11 protein-coding genes are annotated in these 16071 nt (G+C 52.1%); 4 read left to right on the top strand and 7 right to left on the bottom strand.

Going from position 1 to position 16071, the window contains the following annotated elements; all coding sequences use genetic code 11:
• The first annotated feature begins 3 nt into the window (after positions 1-3).
• Both I2F54_RS12460 and I2F54_RS12455 read left to right on the top strand, forming a co-directional pair.
• On the top strand, positions 4-1266 hold the full coding sequence (locus I2F54_RS12460; protein WP_181993185.1) for an ABC transporter permease: 1263 nt from the start codon (positions 4-6) through the stop codon (positions 1264-1266).
• Positions 1267-1361: 95 nt separating this feature from the next.
• Positions 1362-3965 carry a sensor histidine kinase gene (locus tag I2F54_RS12455; RefSeq protein WP_195501372.1) on the top strand — a complete coding sequence of 868 codons (2604 nt, stop codon included), beginning with the start codon at positions 1362-1364 and terminating at the stop codon, positions 3963-3965.
• Between the two features lie 24 nt (positions 3966-3989).
• Here I2F54_RS12455 and I2F54_RS12450 read toward each other — a convergent pair whose 3' ends face one another.
• Positions 3990-5225, bottom strand: a complete 1236-nt coding sequence (locus I2F54_RS12450; RefSeq protein WP_009121744.1) for a fucose isomerase — start codon at positions 5223-5225, stop codon at positions 3990-3992.
• Positions 5226-5435: 210 nt separating this feature from the next.
• Between I2F54_RS12450 and I2F54_RS12445 the strand changes: the two genes are divergently transcribed.
• Positions 5436-6635, top strand: coding sequence for a pyridoxal phosphate-dependent aminotransferase (locus I2F54_RS12445; RefSeq protein WP_022218728.1), 1200 nt, complete (start codon positions 5436-5438; stop codon positions 6633-6635).
• A 150-nt stretch (positions 6636-6785) separates the two neighbouring features.
• A complete protein-coding gene (locus tag I2F54_RS12440) occupies positions 6786-8030 on the top strand; it encodes an ABC transporter permease (protein ID WP_009121747.1) in 1245 nt (414 codons plus the stop codon).
• Between the two features lie 194 nt (positions 8031-8224).
• On the opposite strand, the gene I2F54_RS12435 is transcribed toward I2F54_RS12440, so the two are convergent.
• From I2F54_RS12435 to bioA, 6 genes are all read right to left on the bottom strand, one after another.
• A complete protein-coding gene (locus tag I2F54_RS12435) occupies positions 8225-9397 on the bottom strand; it encodes a glycosyltransferase (RefSeq protein ID WP_195501371.1) in 1173 nt (390 codons plus the stop codon).
• A gap of 49 nt (positions 9398-9446) precedes the next feature.
• Complete coding sequence (bioD, locus tag I2F54_RS12430; protein WP_009121749.1) at positions 9447-10109, bottom strand: dethiobiotin synthase; 663 nt, start codon at positions 10107-10109, stop codon at positions 9447-9449.
• A gap of 501 nt (positions 10110-10610) precedes the next feature.
• Positions 10611-11624 carry a malonyl-ACP O-methyltransferase gene (locus tag I2F54_RS12425; RefSeq protein WP_195501370.1) on the bottom strand — a complete coding sequence of 338 codons (1014 nt, stop codon included), beginning with the start codon at positions 11622-11624 and terminating at the stop codon, positions 10611-10613.
• A 13-nt stretch (positions 11625-11637) separates the two neighbouring features.
• Entirely contained in the window at positions 11638-12411 is a 774-nt protein-coding gene (locus I2F54_RS12420; protein ID WP_087413201.1) for a pimeloyl-ACP methyl esterase BioG family protein, read from the bottom strand.
• Positions 12412-12475: 64 nt separating this feature from the next.
• Positions 12476-13645, bottom strand: a complete 1170-nt coding sequence (locus I2F54_RS12415; protein ID WP_195501369.1) for an 8-amino-7-oxononanoate synthase — start codon at positions 13643-13645, stop codon at positions 12476-12478.
• A 14-nt stretch (positions 13646-13659) separates the two neighbouring features.
• Entirely contained in the window at positions 13660-15894 is a 2235-nt protein-coding gene (bioA, locus tag I2F54_RS12410) for an adenosylmethionine--8-amino-7-oxononanoate transaminase (RefSeq protein ID WP_229097187.1), read from the bottom strand.
• Between the last annotated feature and the right edge of the window lie 177 nt (positions 15895-16071).

Here is a 16071-nt window from a genome sequence, read left to right as displayed (position 1 = left end):
ATTATGAAAACGATATTGAAACAAATAAAGAACGAGTGGAACAGCAATCTTTTTCTCTTTGTGGAGTTGCTGCTGGTCTTTGTCGTGCTGTGGTACATTGTGGACTGGACGCTTGTCACCACACGCGTCTATCACGCTCCGATGGGATTTGATACGGAGCATTGCTACAACATTACCGTAAGCAGGCTGGGAGCGAACTCGCCTCTTTATAATCCGGAGCTGACTGCGGATGACGATATGGATGATTTACTCCGGCTTACGGACAGGCTGCGTCATTGTCCCGGTGTAGAGGCCGTCGCCCTTTCGCAAAACTGTTTTCCGTACAATGAGGGTAGCAACGGCATCGACTTGGGCATTGACTCTGTGGCCGTCAACGCGCGTCTTCTTTGGGTCACCGCGGACTTCTTCCGTGTCTTCCGTTATTCCTTTACGGAAGAAGCGGATTTCGCCAAAGTAGAGGCCGCACTCCGTAACGATGAACTGGTGGTATCTTCCAACCTCACCGAAGGACATCCGGAAACGGGCGGTAGCGCATCTTTGCAGGGACGGGAAGTTTCGCTTTTGAACTACGGTAAGGACGTCCGCCGCCGCATCGGTGCGGTGGGTACGCCTGTGCGCTGGTCGCATTTCCATACGCCGTCGCAGTGGGGCGGGGCTTTTGCCGCCCTTCCGCTTGACGTGAACAGGTTACGGGATTTTGCAGACCCCCGTTATATCACCGTCAGTTTGCGCGTTTCCGAAGATGCCGATAAGGACTTTGCCGAAAAGCTGATGGATGACGCCGACCGTCTTTATCAGGTGGGCAACCTTTATCTGCTGGATATTACACCGTTCGGGCATTTGCGTGAAATCTGCGAGCTGGAAGACATGAACGAATGGAAGACACAGCTTTGCGTGCTCGGTTTCCTGTTGCTGAATATCTTCCTGGGTGTTATCGGAACATTCTGGTTCCGTACGCAGCAGCGTCGTAAAGAGGTTGCGTTGCGGCTGGCGATGGGCAGCTCGCGCCGGGGTATTTTCTCCTACCTCATGTATGAGGGGATACTGCTGCTCACGTTGGCGGCTCTGCCGGCGGCTGTCATAGCTTTTAATATCGGTTATGCCGAACTGGTGGATGTGGGCAAGATGCCTTTCGATGCCGTACGTTTTTTATCGGCTCTCGTTTTGACATGGATGCTTATGGCGCTGATGATTGTTGCCGGAATCTGGTATCCCGCCTATGGAGCGATGAAAGTACATCCGGCCGAGGCATTGCACGATGAATAAAGTTTTTTTAAGGAAAAAGGTGTAAATTCTCAATATAACCTTGTATATTTGCGTGACTATAAAGAAGTTTACGCAGACAAATCAAAACAAACGAAATGGGAAAACACTTTTTCTTACTATGTTCATGGGCTTTCCTGTGCTTGATATCGGGAACACTTTCGGCTGCGGAAAACAACTATAACGTACTTTTCATACAATCATATACCAACAGCGCTTCTTGGCATGATAATCTTATTACCGGTCTGCAGAACGGCTTGGAGAAGGGTGGCGTAAAGGCTGACGTGGTAACGGAATACCTGAACGCCGACTTTTGGACTTTCGCTTCGGAGTGCGTTATCATGCGCCGTATATGCGAACGTGCCAGGCAGCGTAAAACAGACTTGATTGTGACGTCCAGCGATGAGGCTTTCTTTACTTTAACCCATTGCGGCGATTCTTTGCCGTATCAGATACCGGTGGTGGTTTCGGGCATTAAGTATCCCGATAAGAAGCTGTTTGACAGAATGCCGAACGTTTCGGGCTTCACTTCAAAGACGGATTTCAATGTGCTGCTTGAAGAAGCCATACGTCTGTTTCCCGCGCGCAAGGAGATTGTCTGCCTGACGGACAGCAGCTTCTTGAGCTCTAAAGGGGTGGAAGCGGTGGAAGATGCCTGGGTGGCTTTTAAGGAGAAGCATCCCGGATACAGTTTGAAGAAACTGAATGTGCAGGAGAAGTCCCTCAACACCATTATTACCTCTATCTGCTACGATTATCACGCGTATAAGCACATTGTTATAGCTCCTAAATGGATTCCTTTTCTTTCCTTGAAGCTGAAAGCTCCCGTATTTGCCAATCAGAACTTGGCGATGACGAGCGGCGTGTTATGCGTTTATGACGTAGAGCCGGCGGCGGATACCTATGCTGCGGGCGTACAGGCGGCGGACATTCTGAAAGGGCGGTCGCCCGATTCGTTCGGGGTGGGGGATTTGGACGGTAAGTTATTGTTCGATTATAAGCAGCTGGACTTTTTCCATGTGGACGTGGAGAGCGTTGAGAAGCGGGGAACCATTCTGAATGTGCCTTTAATGGATCGCTATCGGGTTTGGTTTATCCTTTTCTATTCGGTGACGGTGGGCGCACTGGCGTTTCTTGTGGCCTGGCTTTATCGGAGCAACCGGCGCGAGGCTCGCAAGCGCATCCACGCGCAGACCCGTCTGCTGGTACAGCACCGTTTGGTGGAGCAACGGGATGAATTCGATAAGATATTCTGCTCCATTCGCGACGGGTTGATAACGTATGATACGGATTTGCGGATCCATTTCGTCAACCGGGCTTTGGTGGAGATGCTGGGCTTATCGTCCGATACGTATATGGCACGTTCGTACGAAGGGCAGATTGCCGGCTCCATTTTTCATATCTACATGAATGGCGAGAATATCCTGCAAACTTTGTTGAAGCAGGTGATACGGGACAAGAAACCTGTTATTATACCGGAAAAGGCGTTCATGCAGGAGAATACGAAAGGCGCTTATTTCCCGGTTTCGGGCGAGGTGGTTCCTATCTTTGCGAAAGACAAGCTGACGGGTATGGCCATTGTCTGCCGTAACATATCCGAAGAGGAGATGCAGAGGCGTTTCTTCAATATGGCCATCGAAGAGAGTTCCATCTATCCGTGGCAGTACAACACGCGGCTGAAATGTTTCCACTTCCCCGGCGGATTGTTGCAACGCTTCAACTGCTATGACAATACGGGGTATATATCCAGGGAAGAGCTGGACCTGATTATTCATCCGGGAGACCTGCCCCGTACACGCAAGCATTTCAATGATATCATGCTGGGACACGAGCCGAACTCGCGTATGAGTTTCCGGCTGCAAAACGCGGATGGCGGGTACGAGTGGTGGGAGTTCCGCAGTACCGCTTATGACGGTCTGACGGCGGATATTCCTTATATGGTATTGGGTGTGTGCCAGAGTATTCAGCGCTATAAAGACACCGAAGACGAGCTTATCGCCGCCCGTGACCGGGCTTTGCAGGCCGATAAACTGAAATCGGCGTTCCTGGCCAATATGAGCCACGAGATACGCACTCCGCTGAACGCGATAGTCGGTTTCTCCGATTTGCTGAAAGACCTGGAAGCGTTTTCTTCGGAAGAAGTGCAGCAGTTTGTCGAGACCATCAATATAAACTGTACCCTGTTGCTGGCTCTGATTAACGATATTCTGGACCTTTCACGCATCGAGTCGGGCACAATGGACTTTCAGCTCTCTTCCTACAACCTTACGTTTATCATGCAGCAGGTCTACGACTCTCAGAGGCTGAGCATGCCGCAAGGGGTGGAATTACGCACCGACTTTCCGGAAGGGACAGGCAAAGATATCGTTACCGACTCCGTGCGTTTGAAGCAGGTTGTGAATAACCTGATCAACAATGCCAGGAAGTTTACCGCGAAGGGCAGCATCACGTTGGGATACAGCATGGAAGAACCCGGATACACAACCGTTTTCGTGGAAGATACCGGGGCGGGTATATCCGATGAAGACCAGAAACATATCTTCGAGCGTTTCTATAAGGCGGACAGCTTTACGCAAGGCGCAGGTTTGGGGCTGAGTATCTGCCAGACGATTGTGGAACGTCTGCATGGAACGATAACGGTAACTTCAAAGCTGGGCAGAGGAACCCGCTTTGAAGTCAGACTGAGCGACGATGTGATGTAATGTAATTGCGGAGCGTTTACAGCCTTATTCTATCCTCTTGCATCCGTTCGACTGCAAGAACTCGTCAAGTATTTGTTCATGGTTGCCATGCAACAGGATGTGATGGTTTCCCAGCGGATTTCTCAGGAAATATTCTGCCGGAGCATTCATTTTTATGCGTACCTGCGTGCGGCACATATTGATGTAATTGGTGTTCTCGATGAGCGTGCCCGTACCGAGATAATACTCATCCAGGCATTCTCCGCCGCATTTCACGATTGTCACGTCTCCGGTGGGCAGTATTCCCTGTATGCCGATACCGCTTTCCGTTTCAAAGTGATTGCGGATGATGAACTGCTCTGTCTGCGCGATGCCGATTGTACAATGCGCCAGTATGATTTCGTTGGTGCGCGCGTTAATCATGGACGGGTTGGCCATGAAAGCGGGTTTCCCTGTAAGCACTTTGGCGGTGAGCATGGTGAATATGGATTGCAAATCACCTTCGCATCCGGCGATGATACCCTCGTCGTTCAGCAGGGAAAGCGCCAGGCATCCGGTAGTGCCCGTCTGCTCTATCAGGCGGAAGCAGCTCAGGGTGAGCGCGCTTAAGCGGTCTTCGTCCACAATCTTTCGGATAGCCCGGTACAGGCGCATCGCCTTTATCATATCTTCGGGGGACGCTTCCCGGCAGGCAAGCGCTTTTCCGGCGAGGCGGGCGCATGCTTCGCCCACTTCGTCATCGGTGATTTGAGCGTAATATTCGTAGATGCGGTCAAGGGCGACATCGGTGTATTCCACTCCCCAACGCCGCTTGGCAAGCAGATAATCCACGTTGCTGGCAATGAGCCAGCCGGACGGGGCGCCTATCACGCCGATGCGCATTCCGAAAAGGCTGCGTTGCGCCATGAAGTTGCTGTGGAGTACAAAAATGCGTTTGATGATTTCGGACAGTTCGCCGTGAAGGATTTCGCTTTTCATGCCGCGTCCGCGCAGCCAGGAAGATATTTCGAGGGCGGCGGCGAGTGAGTTCTGCATGCCGTCCGCAAGGATGATGGCGGGGCGGGGAAGCGATTCGAAATGCTGGATGACCAGCCGTTCCACTCCGCCGGTGGCGATGAACAGGATGCTGAAGTCATCGGGGGTCAGCTTGTTAATATCTTGATAATCTATGAAATTGACGGTGAAATATTTCTCCAACTCAGTCAATATTATTTCATGGGAACTGCGAACAGATGCTTGCTTATGTAACAGTGAAGCAAAAGTTATTAGGTTGATGACCATGGTATTACTTACTATTTTTAATGTTGGTTTATGATAAAACGGTTGTAGTTGTCCATTTGTTTACTATTTCAAAGGTACAAGATTCTTTTGAAATAGCATAGTGTTTTTAATATAGATAAGGTTTTTAAAGTTTTTATGTCTTAGCTTCCCTTCAGTATCAAATAAATCACTACATTTGCGACTTAAATGATAAAATGATATAAAAAACTCATGCCAACAATTTCTATTCGCGGAATGGAGATGCCCGCATCTCCTATCAGAAAGCTGGCTCCTTTGGCAGATGCAGCCAAGCAACGGGGCACCCATGTATTCCACCTCAATATCGGACAGCCCGACCTGCCTACGCCGCAAGTCGCGATTGACGCCATTCGCAATATTGACCGTAAGGTGTTGGAGTACAGTCCCAGTGCGGGCTATCGCAGCTATCGTGAAAAGTTGGTGGGATATTACGATAAATACAACATCAAGCTCACCGCCGATGATATAATCATTACTTCCGGCGGTTCGGAAGCCGTGTTGTTCTCATTTATGGCCTGTCTTAATCCGGGTGACGAGATTATCGTGCCGGAGCCGGCTTATGCCAACTATATGGCGTTTGCCATTTCCGCCGGCGCTAAAATCCGTACGATTGCGACGACTATAGAAGAGGGGTTCTCGCTGCCTAAAGTGGAGAAGTTCGAGGAGTTGATAAACGACCGCACCCGCGCCATCCTGATTTGTAATCCCAATAATCCTACCGGTTATCTGTATACCCGTCGCGAGATGAATCAGATACGCGACCTCGTGAAGAAGTACGACCTTTTCCTCTTCTCCGACGAAGTGTATCGCGAGTTTATCTATACGGGTTCCCCATACATCTCCGCCTGCCACCTGGAAGGCATCGAGAATAACGTGGTTCTGATAGATTCCGTTTCCAAGCGTTATTCCGAATGCGGTATTCGTATCGGTGCGCTGATAACGAAGAACAAGGAGATACGCGATGCCGTTATGAAGTTCTGCCAGGCGCGTTTGAGCCCGCCGTTGATAGGCCAGATTGCCGCCGAAGCATCCCTGGATGCCGGAGAAGACTACCTGCGCGATACCTACGACGAATACGTGGAACGCCGTAAGTGTCTGATTGACGGTCTGAACCGTATTCCCGGCGTATATTCGCCCATTCCTATGGGAGCGTTTTATACCGTGGCCAAGCTGCCCGTAGACGATTCGGACAAGTTCTGCGCATGGTGTCTTTCCGAATTCGAGTACGAAGGCCAGACCGTTTTCATGGCTCCGGCTTCCGGCTTTTATACCACTCCGGGTTCCGGCCGCAACGAGGTGCGCATAGCTTACGTCTTGAAGAAAGAAGATTTGACCCGTGCGCTGTTTGTGCTCTCCAAAGCGCTCGAAGCCTATCCGGGACGTACGGAATAGTTGTTCGGGAAGGTGTACCGGATAATCGGTCTGTCGAATGTAAGAATTAGGGCGCGGATTATACGGATTTCACGGAGAAAGGACTAAGAAAGCCTGCGGAATCCGTGTAACCCGTGCCCGGAAGAAATCGGAAGATATATAATACTACTGATGAATTTATCCCGTTTCATAGCGCTGCGTATTTACCGCAGTTCCGATGCCGGAAAGCAAGTTTCCCGTCCTGCCGTGCTGATAGCGACCGTCGGTGTCGCTATCGGATTGGCGGTGATGATTATCGCTGTGTCGGTGATAATCGGTTTCAAGAGCGAGGTGCGCGATAAGATAATCGGTTTCGGCTCGCATATCCAGATAAGCAATTCGGATGCGGCGCGTTCTTTTGAAACCCGCCCCATAGCTGTGACGGACAGCATGATTGCCGCCCTCGCAGATAATCCCGACGTGAAACATGTGCAACGCTATTCCACCAAGCCGGGGATGATAAAGACGTCCGACGCCTTTCAGGGGATGGTGTTGAAGGGCATAGGGCCTGAGTACGGCAGTTCTTTCTTCCGTCGCCACCTGGTAGAGGGAGAGTTTCCGCAGTTCAGCGACTCGGCTTCTACCAACCGTGTCGTCATTTCGAAGGCGATGGCCGACAAGATGAAACTGAAGCTCGGCGATAAGATAGACACCTATTATATACAGGATGAGGTGCGTGCCCGCCGTCTGACCGTCACGGGCATTTACCAGACCAACTTTTCCGAGTACGATAACCTGTTCCTGCTCACCGACTTGTGCTTGGTGAACCGCCTGAACAAATGGCGTCCCGACCAGGTGAGCGGAGTGGAGCTGGAGCTATACGACTACGATAAACTGGAAGAAGCCACCTACCGGATAGCCGATGAGGTGAGCCGGCGCCCCGACCCGTACGGAGCGGACTACTGTGTGCTCAATGTGGAGCAACTGAACCCGCAGATTTTTGCATGGCTCGGCATTCTGGATGTCAATATATGGGTTATCCTTATCCTGATGACCGGTGTTGCCGGTTTCACGATGGTGTCGGGATTGCTGATTATCATCATCGAGCGTACTTCCATGATTGGCGTTCTGAAATCTTTGGGCGCGAATAATCTCACTATCCGCAAGCTGTTTCTTTGGCTGGCGGTATTCCTTATCGGAAAGGGTATGTTGTGGGGCAATGTGATAGGGCTGGCTTTTTACTTTATCCAGAAATGGTTCGGCCTGTTCCGCCTGGACCCCGAAACCTACTATATGGACACCGTTCCCGTATCTTTCAATATCTGGATTTTCTTGTTGCTGAATGTCGGTACGCTGCTGGCTTCGGTCATTATGTTGCTGGGGCCGTCATACCTTATTACACGGATTCATCCGGCAAATTCCATGCGCTACGAGTAAGAGCGGGTAGAACAATCAAATCCCTGTCACGGCAGAGCCGAATCCGTCTTACGGGATGGATGATTTCGTCTTACGGAACGGATATTTTCGTCTTACGGGACGGGTGGTTTTCATCTCATGGGACGAATAATTTCATCCCACGGGATAGATATTTTCATTCCGCAAGGCGAATAACTCCGCACCGTGGAATGGATTTATTTTCTCAGGAATCCGCTTTTCTTTCTAAACAGGCAGTAGAGTTTCCAACGGAGAGACTGCAAAGGTTGAAGCACGTCGAATACGGGCAGTGACCAGTAGTATCTGCGTTGGTCGTTCAAATCTTTTGCGGTCTTGTTGATGATGATGGCTTGCAGGATAAACCGAAATATACAGATAAGGAACGCGATGCCCGCCGCCAGCCAGTGAAAATGCAGTATACCTGCTGCGAGCGCGGCTATCCATGCGGCATGGAATGCCAGGCGGGTGGTGGTTTCCAATCCGGCCAGCCAGCGTTGCGCACCGTGGTAGAGGCGGGCGGTAGATGCGTAGCCTATCTTTTCTTCCCGCCAGTCTTTGGCGCGGAATACGGGTTGCATGCGTACGATGGCATCCGCATCGGTTTCTACACGGGTATTCTCGGCTGTGGCTACATGGTTGATAAACAGGTCGTCATCGCCGCGTTGAAGGTTGAGATGCGCGGAGAAGCCTTTCTCCCGGTAGAACAGTTCTTTGCGGTAGGCAAGGTTGCGCCCGATGCCCATATAAGGGCTTCCGGCAAGCGCAAAACCGAGGTAACGCATGGAACTGAACAGGTTGTCGAACGCCACACGTTTGTGCAGCCAGCCTTTGCCGCGCTCATAACCGCTATATCCCAGAACGACTTGCGTACGCGAAGTGAAGTTACGTGCCAGCAGTCGCAGCCATTGGTCGCTTTGCGGACGGCAGTCGGCTTCGGTAAAGACGAGCCAGTCGTATTTGCTGGCTTTCACGCCGAGAGTGGCGGCGAGCTTCTTGCGGCTGATATAGCGTGAAGAGTCGGGGACGAAGCTGTGGTAGAGGTGCGGGTATTTCTCTTCCAGCAGGGTGAGGTAATCTTCGCTTTCGTCCGTATCGCCGTCATTGATAACGATAACCTCAAACCGCGGATAATCCTGCTCCAGCACAGCGGCCAGATTGCGGCGCAGGTTCTCGGATTCTTCACGGGCGCAGATGATGACCGATACAGGGGGGAGCTCCTGAGAAAAGTGCACATTGTCTCGTTTCACGGCACGGCTGCGCATGTGAATACGGTTGTACAGACAAAAGTAATAAAGGGCTTGAATGATAAAAAGAGTTCCCGTCGCTGCGAGTAATATCTTCTCGGTTGTATCGAATGTAAATGCTTCCATGTGTCCTATGACGTTTTATAACGTGCAAAGTTACGAAATTCGGCACAGATTACATGGCCTGACGCGGATTATTTATTTCCGGCACGACTTCAAATTTCGTTTCGGGGAAGTGCCTGGCAAGGTAGTCCCGTATGTATTGCATCGTATCGTTTTGTATGGTCGTGTCCTCTACCGTGGGGTAAAGGTTGTACAATACGGTGTCGAGCGTGATTCCCCGGTGCTTAACGGCTTCAAGGCTTAGCAGGGTGTGATTGATGCTGCCCAGTTTGCCGGATGTTACGAAAATGAGGGGATAGTTTTTCTCGGCGATGTAGTCTATGGTGAGATATTCTTCCGTCAGGGGAACCATCAGGCCGCCGGCGCCTTCTACCAGTACGATGTCGTAGCGGCGGGCGAGTTCGCGGGTGGCGCGCTCTATTTTGCCGAAGTCGATGGGGCGGTTGTCGATACGAGCCGCAAGGTGGGGAGAGCAGGGGTAGGAAAAGATTTCGGGCATGGTGAGCCCTTCTTTATCTTCGGGCAGGTAGCCTGTGCCCATGATACGGCGGTGAAGGTCGATGTCTTCGGAATGGCCGGTGTTGCCGGTTTGGATGAATTTCTGGGTGATGACACGCTGTCCGTTTTGGGATAGCTGCTTGGCGTACCAGGCGGTGCAGTAGCTTTTTCCGGCATCGGTATCGATACCGCTGATGAAATAGATGTCGGTATTCATGTCTTTTTATACTTTATATTTTATCTTTTTTGCCCTTACAGGGCGCAATGTTGGTTATATTCGTATTCCCGGGGTGTTACCCCGGGCTTTGCGATAGAAGGCTTTCAGCCTTAGGTTGCTTTATTATTTTATGCTCTATTACTTTATGCTCTATTATTTTATGCTTTATCCTTTATCCTTTATGCTTTATCCTTTAAGTAAGTGCCGATATTTTAACCATTTACTTATGATTTGGGATTTAATCCTATTTGACAAATTCCAAGCCTGAAGGGCTTTTATCTCTAAGCCCGGGGTAACACCCCGGGGATAAATGTTCTCGTTATTCTTCGCCCTGTAAGGGCACAATCTTTTTATCTTATCTTTTTTTGCCCTTACAGGGCGCAATGTTGATTATATTCGTATTCCCGGGGTGTTACCCCGGGCTTTGCGATAGAAGGCTTTCAGCCTTAGGTTACTCTATTACTAATATCCTTTATCTTTCATGTTTTAATCTTTAATCTTTTATCTTTCCCTCTTCCTCGCAATCACATAAATCGGGTGATAAGTCAGCGAAACGCTGCGGTCGTCGTTGCCGCACATCCGTATATATTCATCACAGAAACTCTGCAAACGTCCGCGTGTCCAAACTCTCTTTTCCGTGCCGGTAACTCCGGTTTGTTTGAGGTGTCGCAATACTTCGAGCGGAGTGCCGAACGGCAGGGAGACAATCTCTTCTTCGGCATAAAGAATCTCGAAACGGGGAGAGAGCAGAACTTTCAGGTTATCGAGCGACAGATACTCCAGTCCGTGTCCGGTCAGGGTATGTATCTCCCGCATATTCTTCTTCCCGAAAGTACTGAATGCAAGAATGCCGCCGTCCGACAGAAAGCGGTGGCAACGGGCGAAGAACCGTTCCGTATCGGCAAACCATTGCAAGGTGGAGCAGGACGTTATCAAGTCCGTCCCTTGCGGGAAATCAAGCGTTTCCGCGTCACACGGCAGAAAGCTGACGGCGGTAGTTGCAGGAGAGCTTCCGTAAAGTGGCGCTTTGGCGTTCTCAGATGGCACTTTGGCGTTTTCGGATGGTACTTTGGTGCTCTCGGATGGAGTTTCGGCGCTGTAAAATTCCACATCGGCATCGTAAAGAACCCCAGAGGCGTTGCCAGCCTGAGGAGTGCGTGGCAGATGCCCGCCACCCGTCAGCAAGTCGTGTATGCACTCTTCCATTTCGGGGCACAGGTCGTTAAGCAGCAACGTTTCCGGTTGCAATGTGCGCAGCAACAGGCGGGAGTAACAGCCCGTACCGCACCCGAACTCCGCAATATGGCGGAAGGAAAGGGCGGCGTTCCGCGGCTGCTGCCTGTCACCGTTACCGTCCGGTGCGGTAGCGGATGTACAGGCGTGCGCCGTGAGCAGGCGCAGCATTTTTTCCGCAACCTGCTGCTGTACGCGGGCTTCGCTGCCGTATGTGTCTCGCGCATGGGCAAAGCGCCGTGCCACGAGAGCTTTGTCAATGGATTGGGCGTTGCAAGTCATTTCCTCTGTCGTTTCATTCGATATTGATGGATTTGAGGTGGTGCATAAAGTCGTCGATGGGCATTTCCCACATGTCCTGCAACAGAAAACGGAACATGGACGCGTCATAGTGTGCGCTGTCCGTCAGGATTACATTGTTGCACATCAGGTTGTCGTGGTTCATTTCCAGGTTTTCAGGCGGAAAAATCCGGTCGTTGCTGCCGATAAAGGCGTAATCGTAGTCGTATTCGTACCTTTCGAAGTTCTCCTGAAACCTTTCTTCAGTCTCCTCATCATAACCTTTATGCTCCATGTTTCCAAACATCTCGAAGTACCGCTCCCGGATGAGCCTCAGTTCTTCCTTGATTTCATCGAAGTCCCGTCGGGGAGTTATTTCCATGAAGGCCTTGTAGGCGTTGCTGTCCTTGCACATGCGGCGCAGGAACTTCTGGAGCGAGGCGGGGGTGAGTCCGTCGAAAGTGGCCTGATAGGTTTGCACGGGAATACCTTCCAGATTGTCTATGGGGCTTGTACTTCCGTTGAAGGCTATACTGAAAATCTTTTCCCGGGGAACTTGGCTGAGTATGAGAGAGCCTGCCCACACACCCATAGACCAGGCTACCACGTTTATCTGCCGGTAATGGTCGAAGACGGACGTGTCGAAGTCCGGTGTGCGGTAGTCGTAGCAAATCATGTAGTCTGTATCCTTGGGATGATACTGCTTGAAAGGAGTTTCATCTGCCGCCCATCCGGCAAAGAAAAGGAGTAACTTGGGGTGATTCTCGTTGATGATATACACTTGTTTCATTGTTTTTTCTTTATTAAATGATAAATATCGGTTGATGTTTTAATGCCGTTTGTCATAGGCATTGCTAAGTTTGAGTATGAACGGTCAGGTAATTCGTTAACTCTTCTATCTCCTCGCTTCTGATTTCCGCTGTCAGCGAAAAACGGATGCGTGATGTTCCTTCCGGCACTGTCGGCGGACGGACGGGCAGGGCGTAAAAGCCATGCCGTTGCAAAGCCTCTGCCTGCAGGACGGTATCCGCGCTCTGTCCGACAATCATCGGAACGATATGGCTGGCGCCGGGACATGTATATCCTCGGGCTTGCAGGGCTTCGCGAAGCGTTCGGCCGATATGCGCCAGATGTTCGCGCCGTTCCTGCATATCTGCCAGTCGGCGTACAACAAACAGTGTCCATGCTATGTTTACGGGTGGCAGCCCGGTGGTGAAAATAAGTGTGCGCATGCGGTTTACGAGGTACTCCCGTACCGTCTTTTTGCATACGATGTAAGCGCCTACGGACGCAGCCGCCTTGCCGAATGTACCGACGAGAAAGTCGATGTCGCGGATACAACCGGATTCCTCGGCGCAACCAAGCCCCCGCTTGCCGCGTACGCCGAAGGCGTGGGCTTCGTCCACATAAAGCAGTACGTTGTCATATCGGCGTTTTAATCCTGCCAGGGCTTGCAAATCCGCCCGGTCGCCATCCATGCTGAAGATGCTTTCGGTGACGATGATGATTCGGCGATAGGCGGAATGATGCTCTTTCAACAGCCGTTCCAATTGCGCCAAATCGTTGTGGCGGTAACGGACGCACTTGGCCGCCGAAAGACGGATGCCGTCAATCAGACTGGCGTGGACGAGCTTGTCGGCAAGTATCAGCGTCCGCGCATCGCTTACGGCAGGCAGGATACCCGTATTGGCATGATACCCGCTGTTGAAAATCAATGCGGCTTCCGTACCGAAAAGGTGCGCCAGCTCCGCTTCCAGTTCTTCGTAAACGGTGAAGTTGCCCGTCAGCAGCCGGGAAGAAGAAGAGGCGGGCAGGAACGTGTCGGGAGTAAGCGTGCGCAGGAACTCCTCGCGCAAGCTCCGGTCGGATGCCAGCCCCAGATAGTCGTTGGACGAGAGGTTCAGCATACGCGCGCCGTTCACGATGACATGCCTTCCGTCGTGCACCATCTTGGGCAAACGGCGCAGGTTGCTGTGTTCTTCAAGGTGTTGCAGCTCTTGCTGCATTTCATGTATTGTATCCATTGTTCAACGCTTTCTTATTTCATTTCTTCCACAATCTTAATCAATCCTTTCGTCAATACGCCGAGCTGTTCCGGTTCGATGATGAAAGGCGGCATCAGATATACCAGCCTGCCGAACGGGCGTACCCAGATGCCTTCTTCAACGAAGCGTCGCTGCATCCATGCCATATCCACCGGCTGTTTGGTTTCTATGACGCCGATGGCTCCGAGTACGCGTACATCGGCCACTTGCGGCAGTTGCCGTGCAGGTTCCAGCTCCTGCCTTAGCTGCGCTTCGATGCGGGCAACTTTCTCCTGCCAATCATATTCGGGAGACGTGAGCAATCGTACCGATGCGCAGGCCACGGCGCATGCCAGAGGATTTCCCATGAACGTGGGGCCATGCATAAACGCGCCTGGGGCATGGTTGGAGATGGTGTCCGCCACCTCGTTGGCGGCCAGTACGGCGGAAAGCGTCATGTAGCCGCCGGTCAGAGCCTTGCCTATGCACATGATGTCCGGCTCTGTTCCGGCATGCTCCCAGGCAAACAGCTTTCCGGTACGTCCGAAGCCCGTCGCTATTTCATCGAAGATGAGGAGCAGACCGTGCTCACGGCATAGCTTCGCCGCTTCGCGCAGATACTGCGGATGATAAAACCACATTCCGCCTGCGCCCTGCACCACGGGTTCCAGTATCAAGGCCGCCAGCTCATCGGCGTGTTGCTCCATGATTTCTTTCAGCGGGAGAATATCATCCGGATTCCATTCGCCGCCGAAGCGTGAGCGGGGTTGCGGAACAAAGTACCGTACCGGGAGCGCCGAACCGAAGAGCGAGTGCATCCCCGTCACCGGGTCGCACACCGACATGGCGTTCCACGTATCTCCGTGATAGCCGCTGCGGATGGTGACAAAGTTATTCTTCTTGCCCCGGTTCTTGGCGTACCAGTACTGCACAGCCATTTTCAAGGCCACTTCCACGGCCACCGAGCCGGAGTCAGCATAGAATATCTTCTGCATGGAAGGCGGAACCAGCGGCAGGAGCAGTTTTCCGAGTTCGATGGCGGGGTCGTGCGTCAGTCCGCCGAACATGACGTGCGACATCTTGCCGAGCTGTTCCGTGGCTGCCCTGTTCAGCGCCGGATGGTTGTAACCGTGTACGGCGCACCACCAAGAGGACATTCCCTCTATCAGCGTCTGTCCGCTTTCCAGCGTAATCGTTGCTCCGTCCGCCCGCTTCACCTTATATACAGGCAGCGGATCGGTGGTCGAAGTGTATGGATGCCACAGATGCTCGCGGTCGAATTGCGAACCGCAGAACTCATATCCGGCTTCTTCTATCAGCTTCTTGTCGTCGGAAATCTTAGAGCCGAGCGTGGTCAGCAAGTCGCCTACGATGGCCGAGTTGATACCTATATATAAGGACTTCTTCACCGCATCCTTGCTCAGTTGCGAACGTCCGCCCGCAAAGCGCAGGTAGGCCGTGGGATTGATGAAGCGGAACAGGGCGATTGTTACCAATACCTCTTCTTCCGTCAGCGCCTGCCGGTTTTCCAGCGGAGTGCCCGGAATGGGGCTGAGCAGGTTGATAGGGATGGACTGCACTCCCAGCTCTTTCAAGGTAAAGGCGAACTCGATACGCTGTTCCATCGTCTCGCCCATACCGATGATGCCGCCGCTGCAAATATCCATACCCGCGTTGCGGGCGGCTTGCAGGGTGCGCAGCTTGTCTTCTTGCGTGTGCGTGCTGCACAGGGTGGGGAAGAAAGAGGGGGCTGTTTCCAGATTGCAGTGATAGCGTGTGATGCCGGCATCGTGCAGGGCTCGCAGTTCCTTTTCGTTCAGCAAGCCCAGAGAGGCGCATAGCTGTATGGACGAGTGGCGGCGCATATGGCGTGCCGTATCGCAAAGCTGTTCCATTTGTCGGGAAGAAGGTTTTCGGCCGCTGGTGACGAGGGAGAAACGGTTGACGTCCTGCCGTTCATTGTATTGCGCCTGTCTGAGGCATTCTTCTGCGGGGAGCAGGTCGTAGATGTCGGCCTTGGTGTGGTAGTGGGCGGATTGTGCGCACCATTTGCAGTTTTCGGGGCAGCGTCCCGACTTGGCGTTGATGATGGAGCACATATCAAACTCGTGCTGTGCGCACTGTACGGTAATCTCATGTGCAGCGGCATAAAGCGCTTCACGGTCGGCGGTGTTCGCCAGCCAGGCGGCTTGGTCGGGCGATATGTCTATGCCTGCCAGTACCTGGGCTTTCAGTTCGTCAATAGTCATGGTATGAATAAAATAGGGGAGAGTCTGAACCGCATCCTGCTTGCGCAGCGAGCTGTCGGCCACATTCTTGCGCAGACAGCCGATCGTGACGCATCTGCCTATGCTGGCGAATGCGGCATAGGCCTTCCGGCTCCAGCGGCGGAAGCGTATCGTATGTCCGGGGGATTGTTTTCGTTT

Origin of the sequence: Bacteroides clarus (assembly GCF_015555825.1) — a bacterium.
In the GTDB taxonomy this organism is placed as follows: domain Bacteria; phylum Bacteroidota; class Bacteroidia; order Bacteroidales; family Bacteroidaceae; genus Bacteroides; species Bacteroides clarus.
The sequence above is the reverse complement of the archived record's forward strand: the minus strand, read 5'-3'. Positions and strand labels throughout refer to the sequence as shown.

Excerpts from the sequence above, each read along its gene's own strand:
- I2F54_RS12435 (WP_195501371.1), bottom strand. The coding sequence starts at position 9,397 with ATGGAAGCATTTACATTCGATACAACCGAGAAGATATTACTCGCAGCG.
- I2F54_RS12415 (WP_195501369.1), bottom strand. The coding sequence starts at position 13,645 with ATGGATACAATACATGAAATGCAGCAAGAGCTGCAACACCTTGAAGAA.
- bioA (WP_229097187.1), bottom strand. The coding sequence starts at position 15,894 with ATGACTATTGACGAACTGAAAGCCCAGGTACTGGCAGGCATAGACATA.
- I2F54_RS12420 (WP_087413201.1), bottom strand. The coding sequence starts at position 12,411 with ATGAAACAAGTGTATATCATCAACGAGAATCACCCCAAGTTACTCCTT.
- I2F54_RS12455 (WP_195501372.1), top strand. The coding sequence starts at position 1,362 with ATGGGAAAACACTTTTTCTTACTATGTTCATGGGCTTTCCTGTGCTTG.
- I2F54_RS12440 (WP_009121747.1), top strand. The coding sequence starts at position 6,786 with ATGAATTTATCCCGTTTCATAGCGCTGCGTATTTACCGCAGTTCCGAT.
- I2F54_RS12425 (WP_195501370.1), bottom strand. The coding sequence starts at position 11,624 with ATGACTTGCAACGCCCAATCCATTGACAAAGCTCTCGTGGCACGGCGC.
- I2F54_RS12460 (WP_181993185.1), top strand. The coding sequence starts at position 4 with ATGAAAACGATATTGAAACAAATAAAGAACGAGTGGAACAGCAATCTT.
- I2F54_RS12445 (WP_022218728.1), top strand. The coding sequence starts at position 5,436 with ATGCCAACAATTTCTATTCGCGGAATGGAGATGCCCGCATCTCCTATC.
- I2F54_RS12450 (WP_009121744.1), bottom strand. The coding sequence starts at position 5,225 with ATGGTCATCAACCTAATAACTTTTGCTTCACTGTTACATAAGCAAGCA.
- bioD (WP_009121749.1), bottom strand. The coding sequence starts at position 10,109 with ATGAATACCGACATCTATTTCATCAGCGGTATCGATACCGATGCCGGA.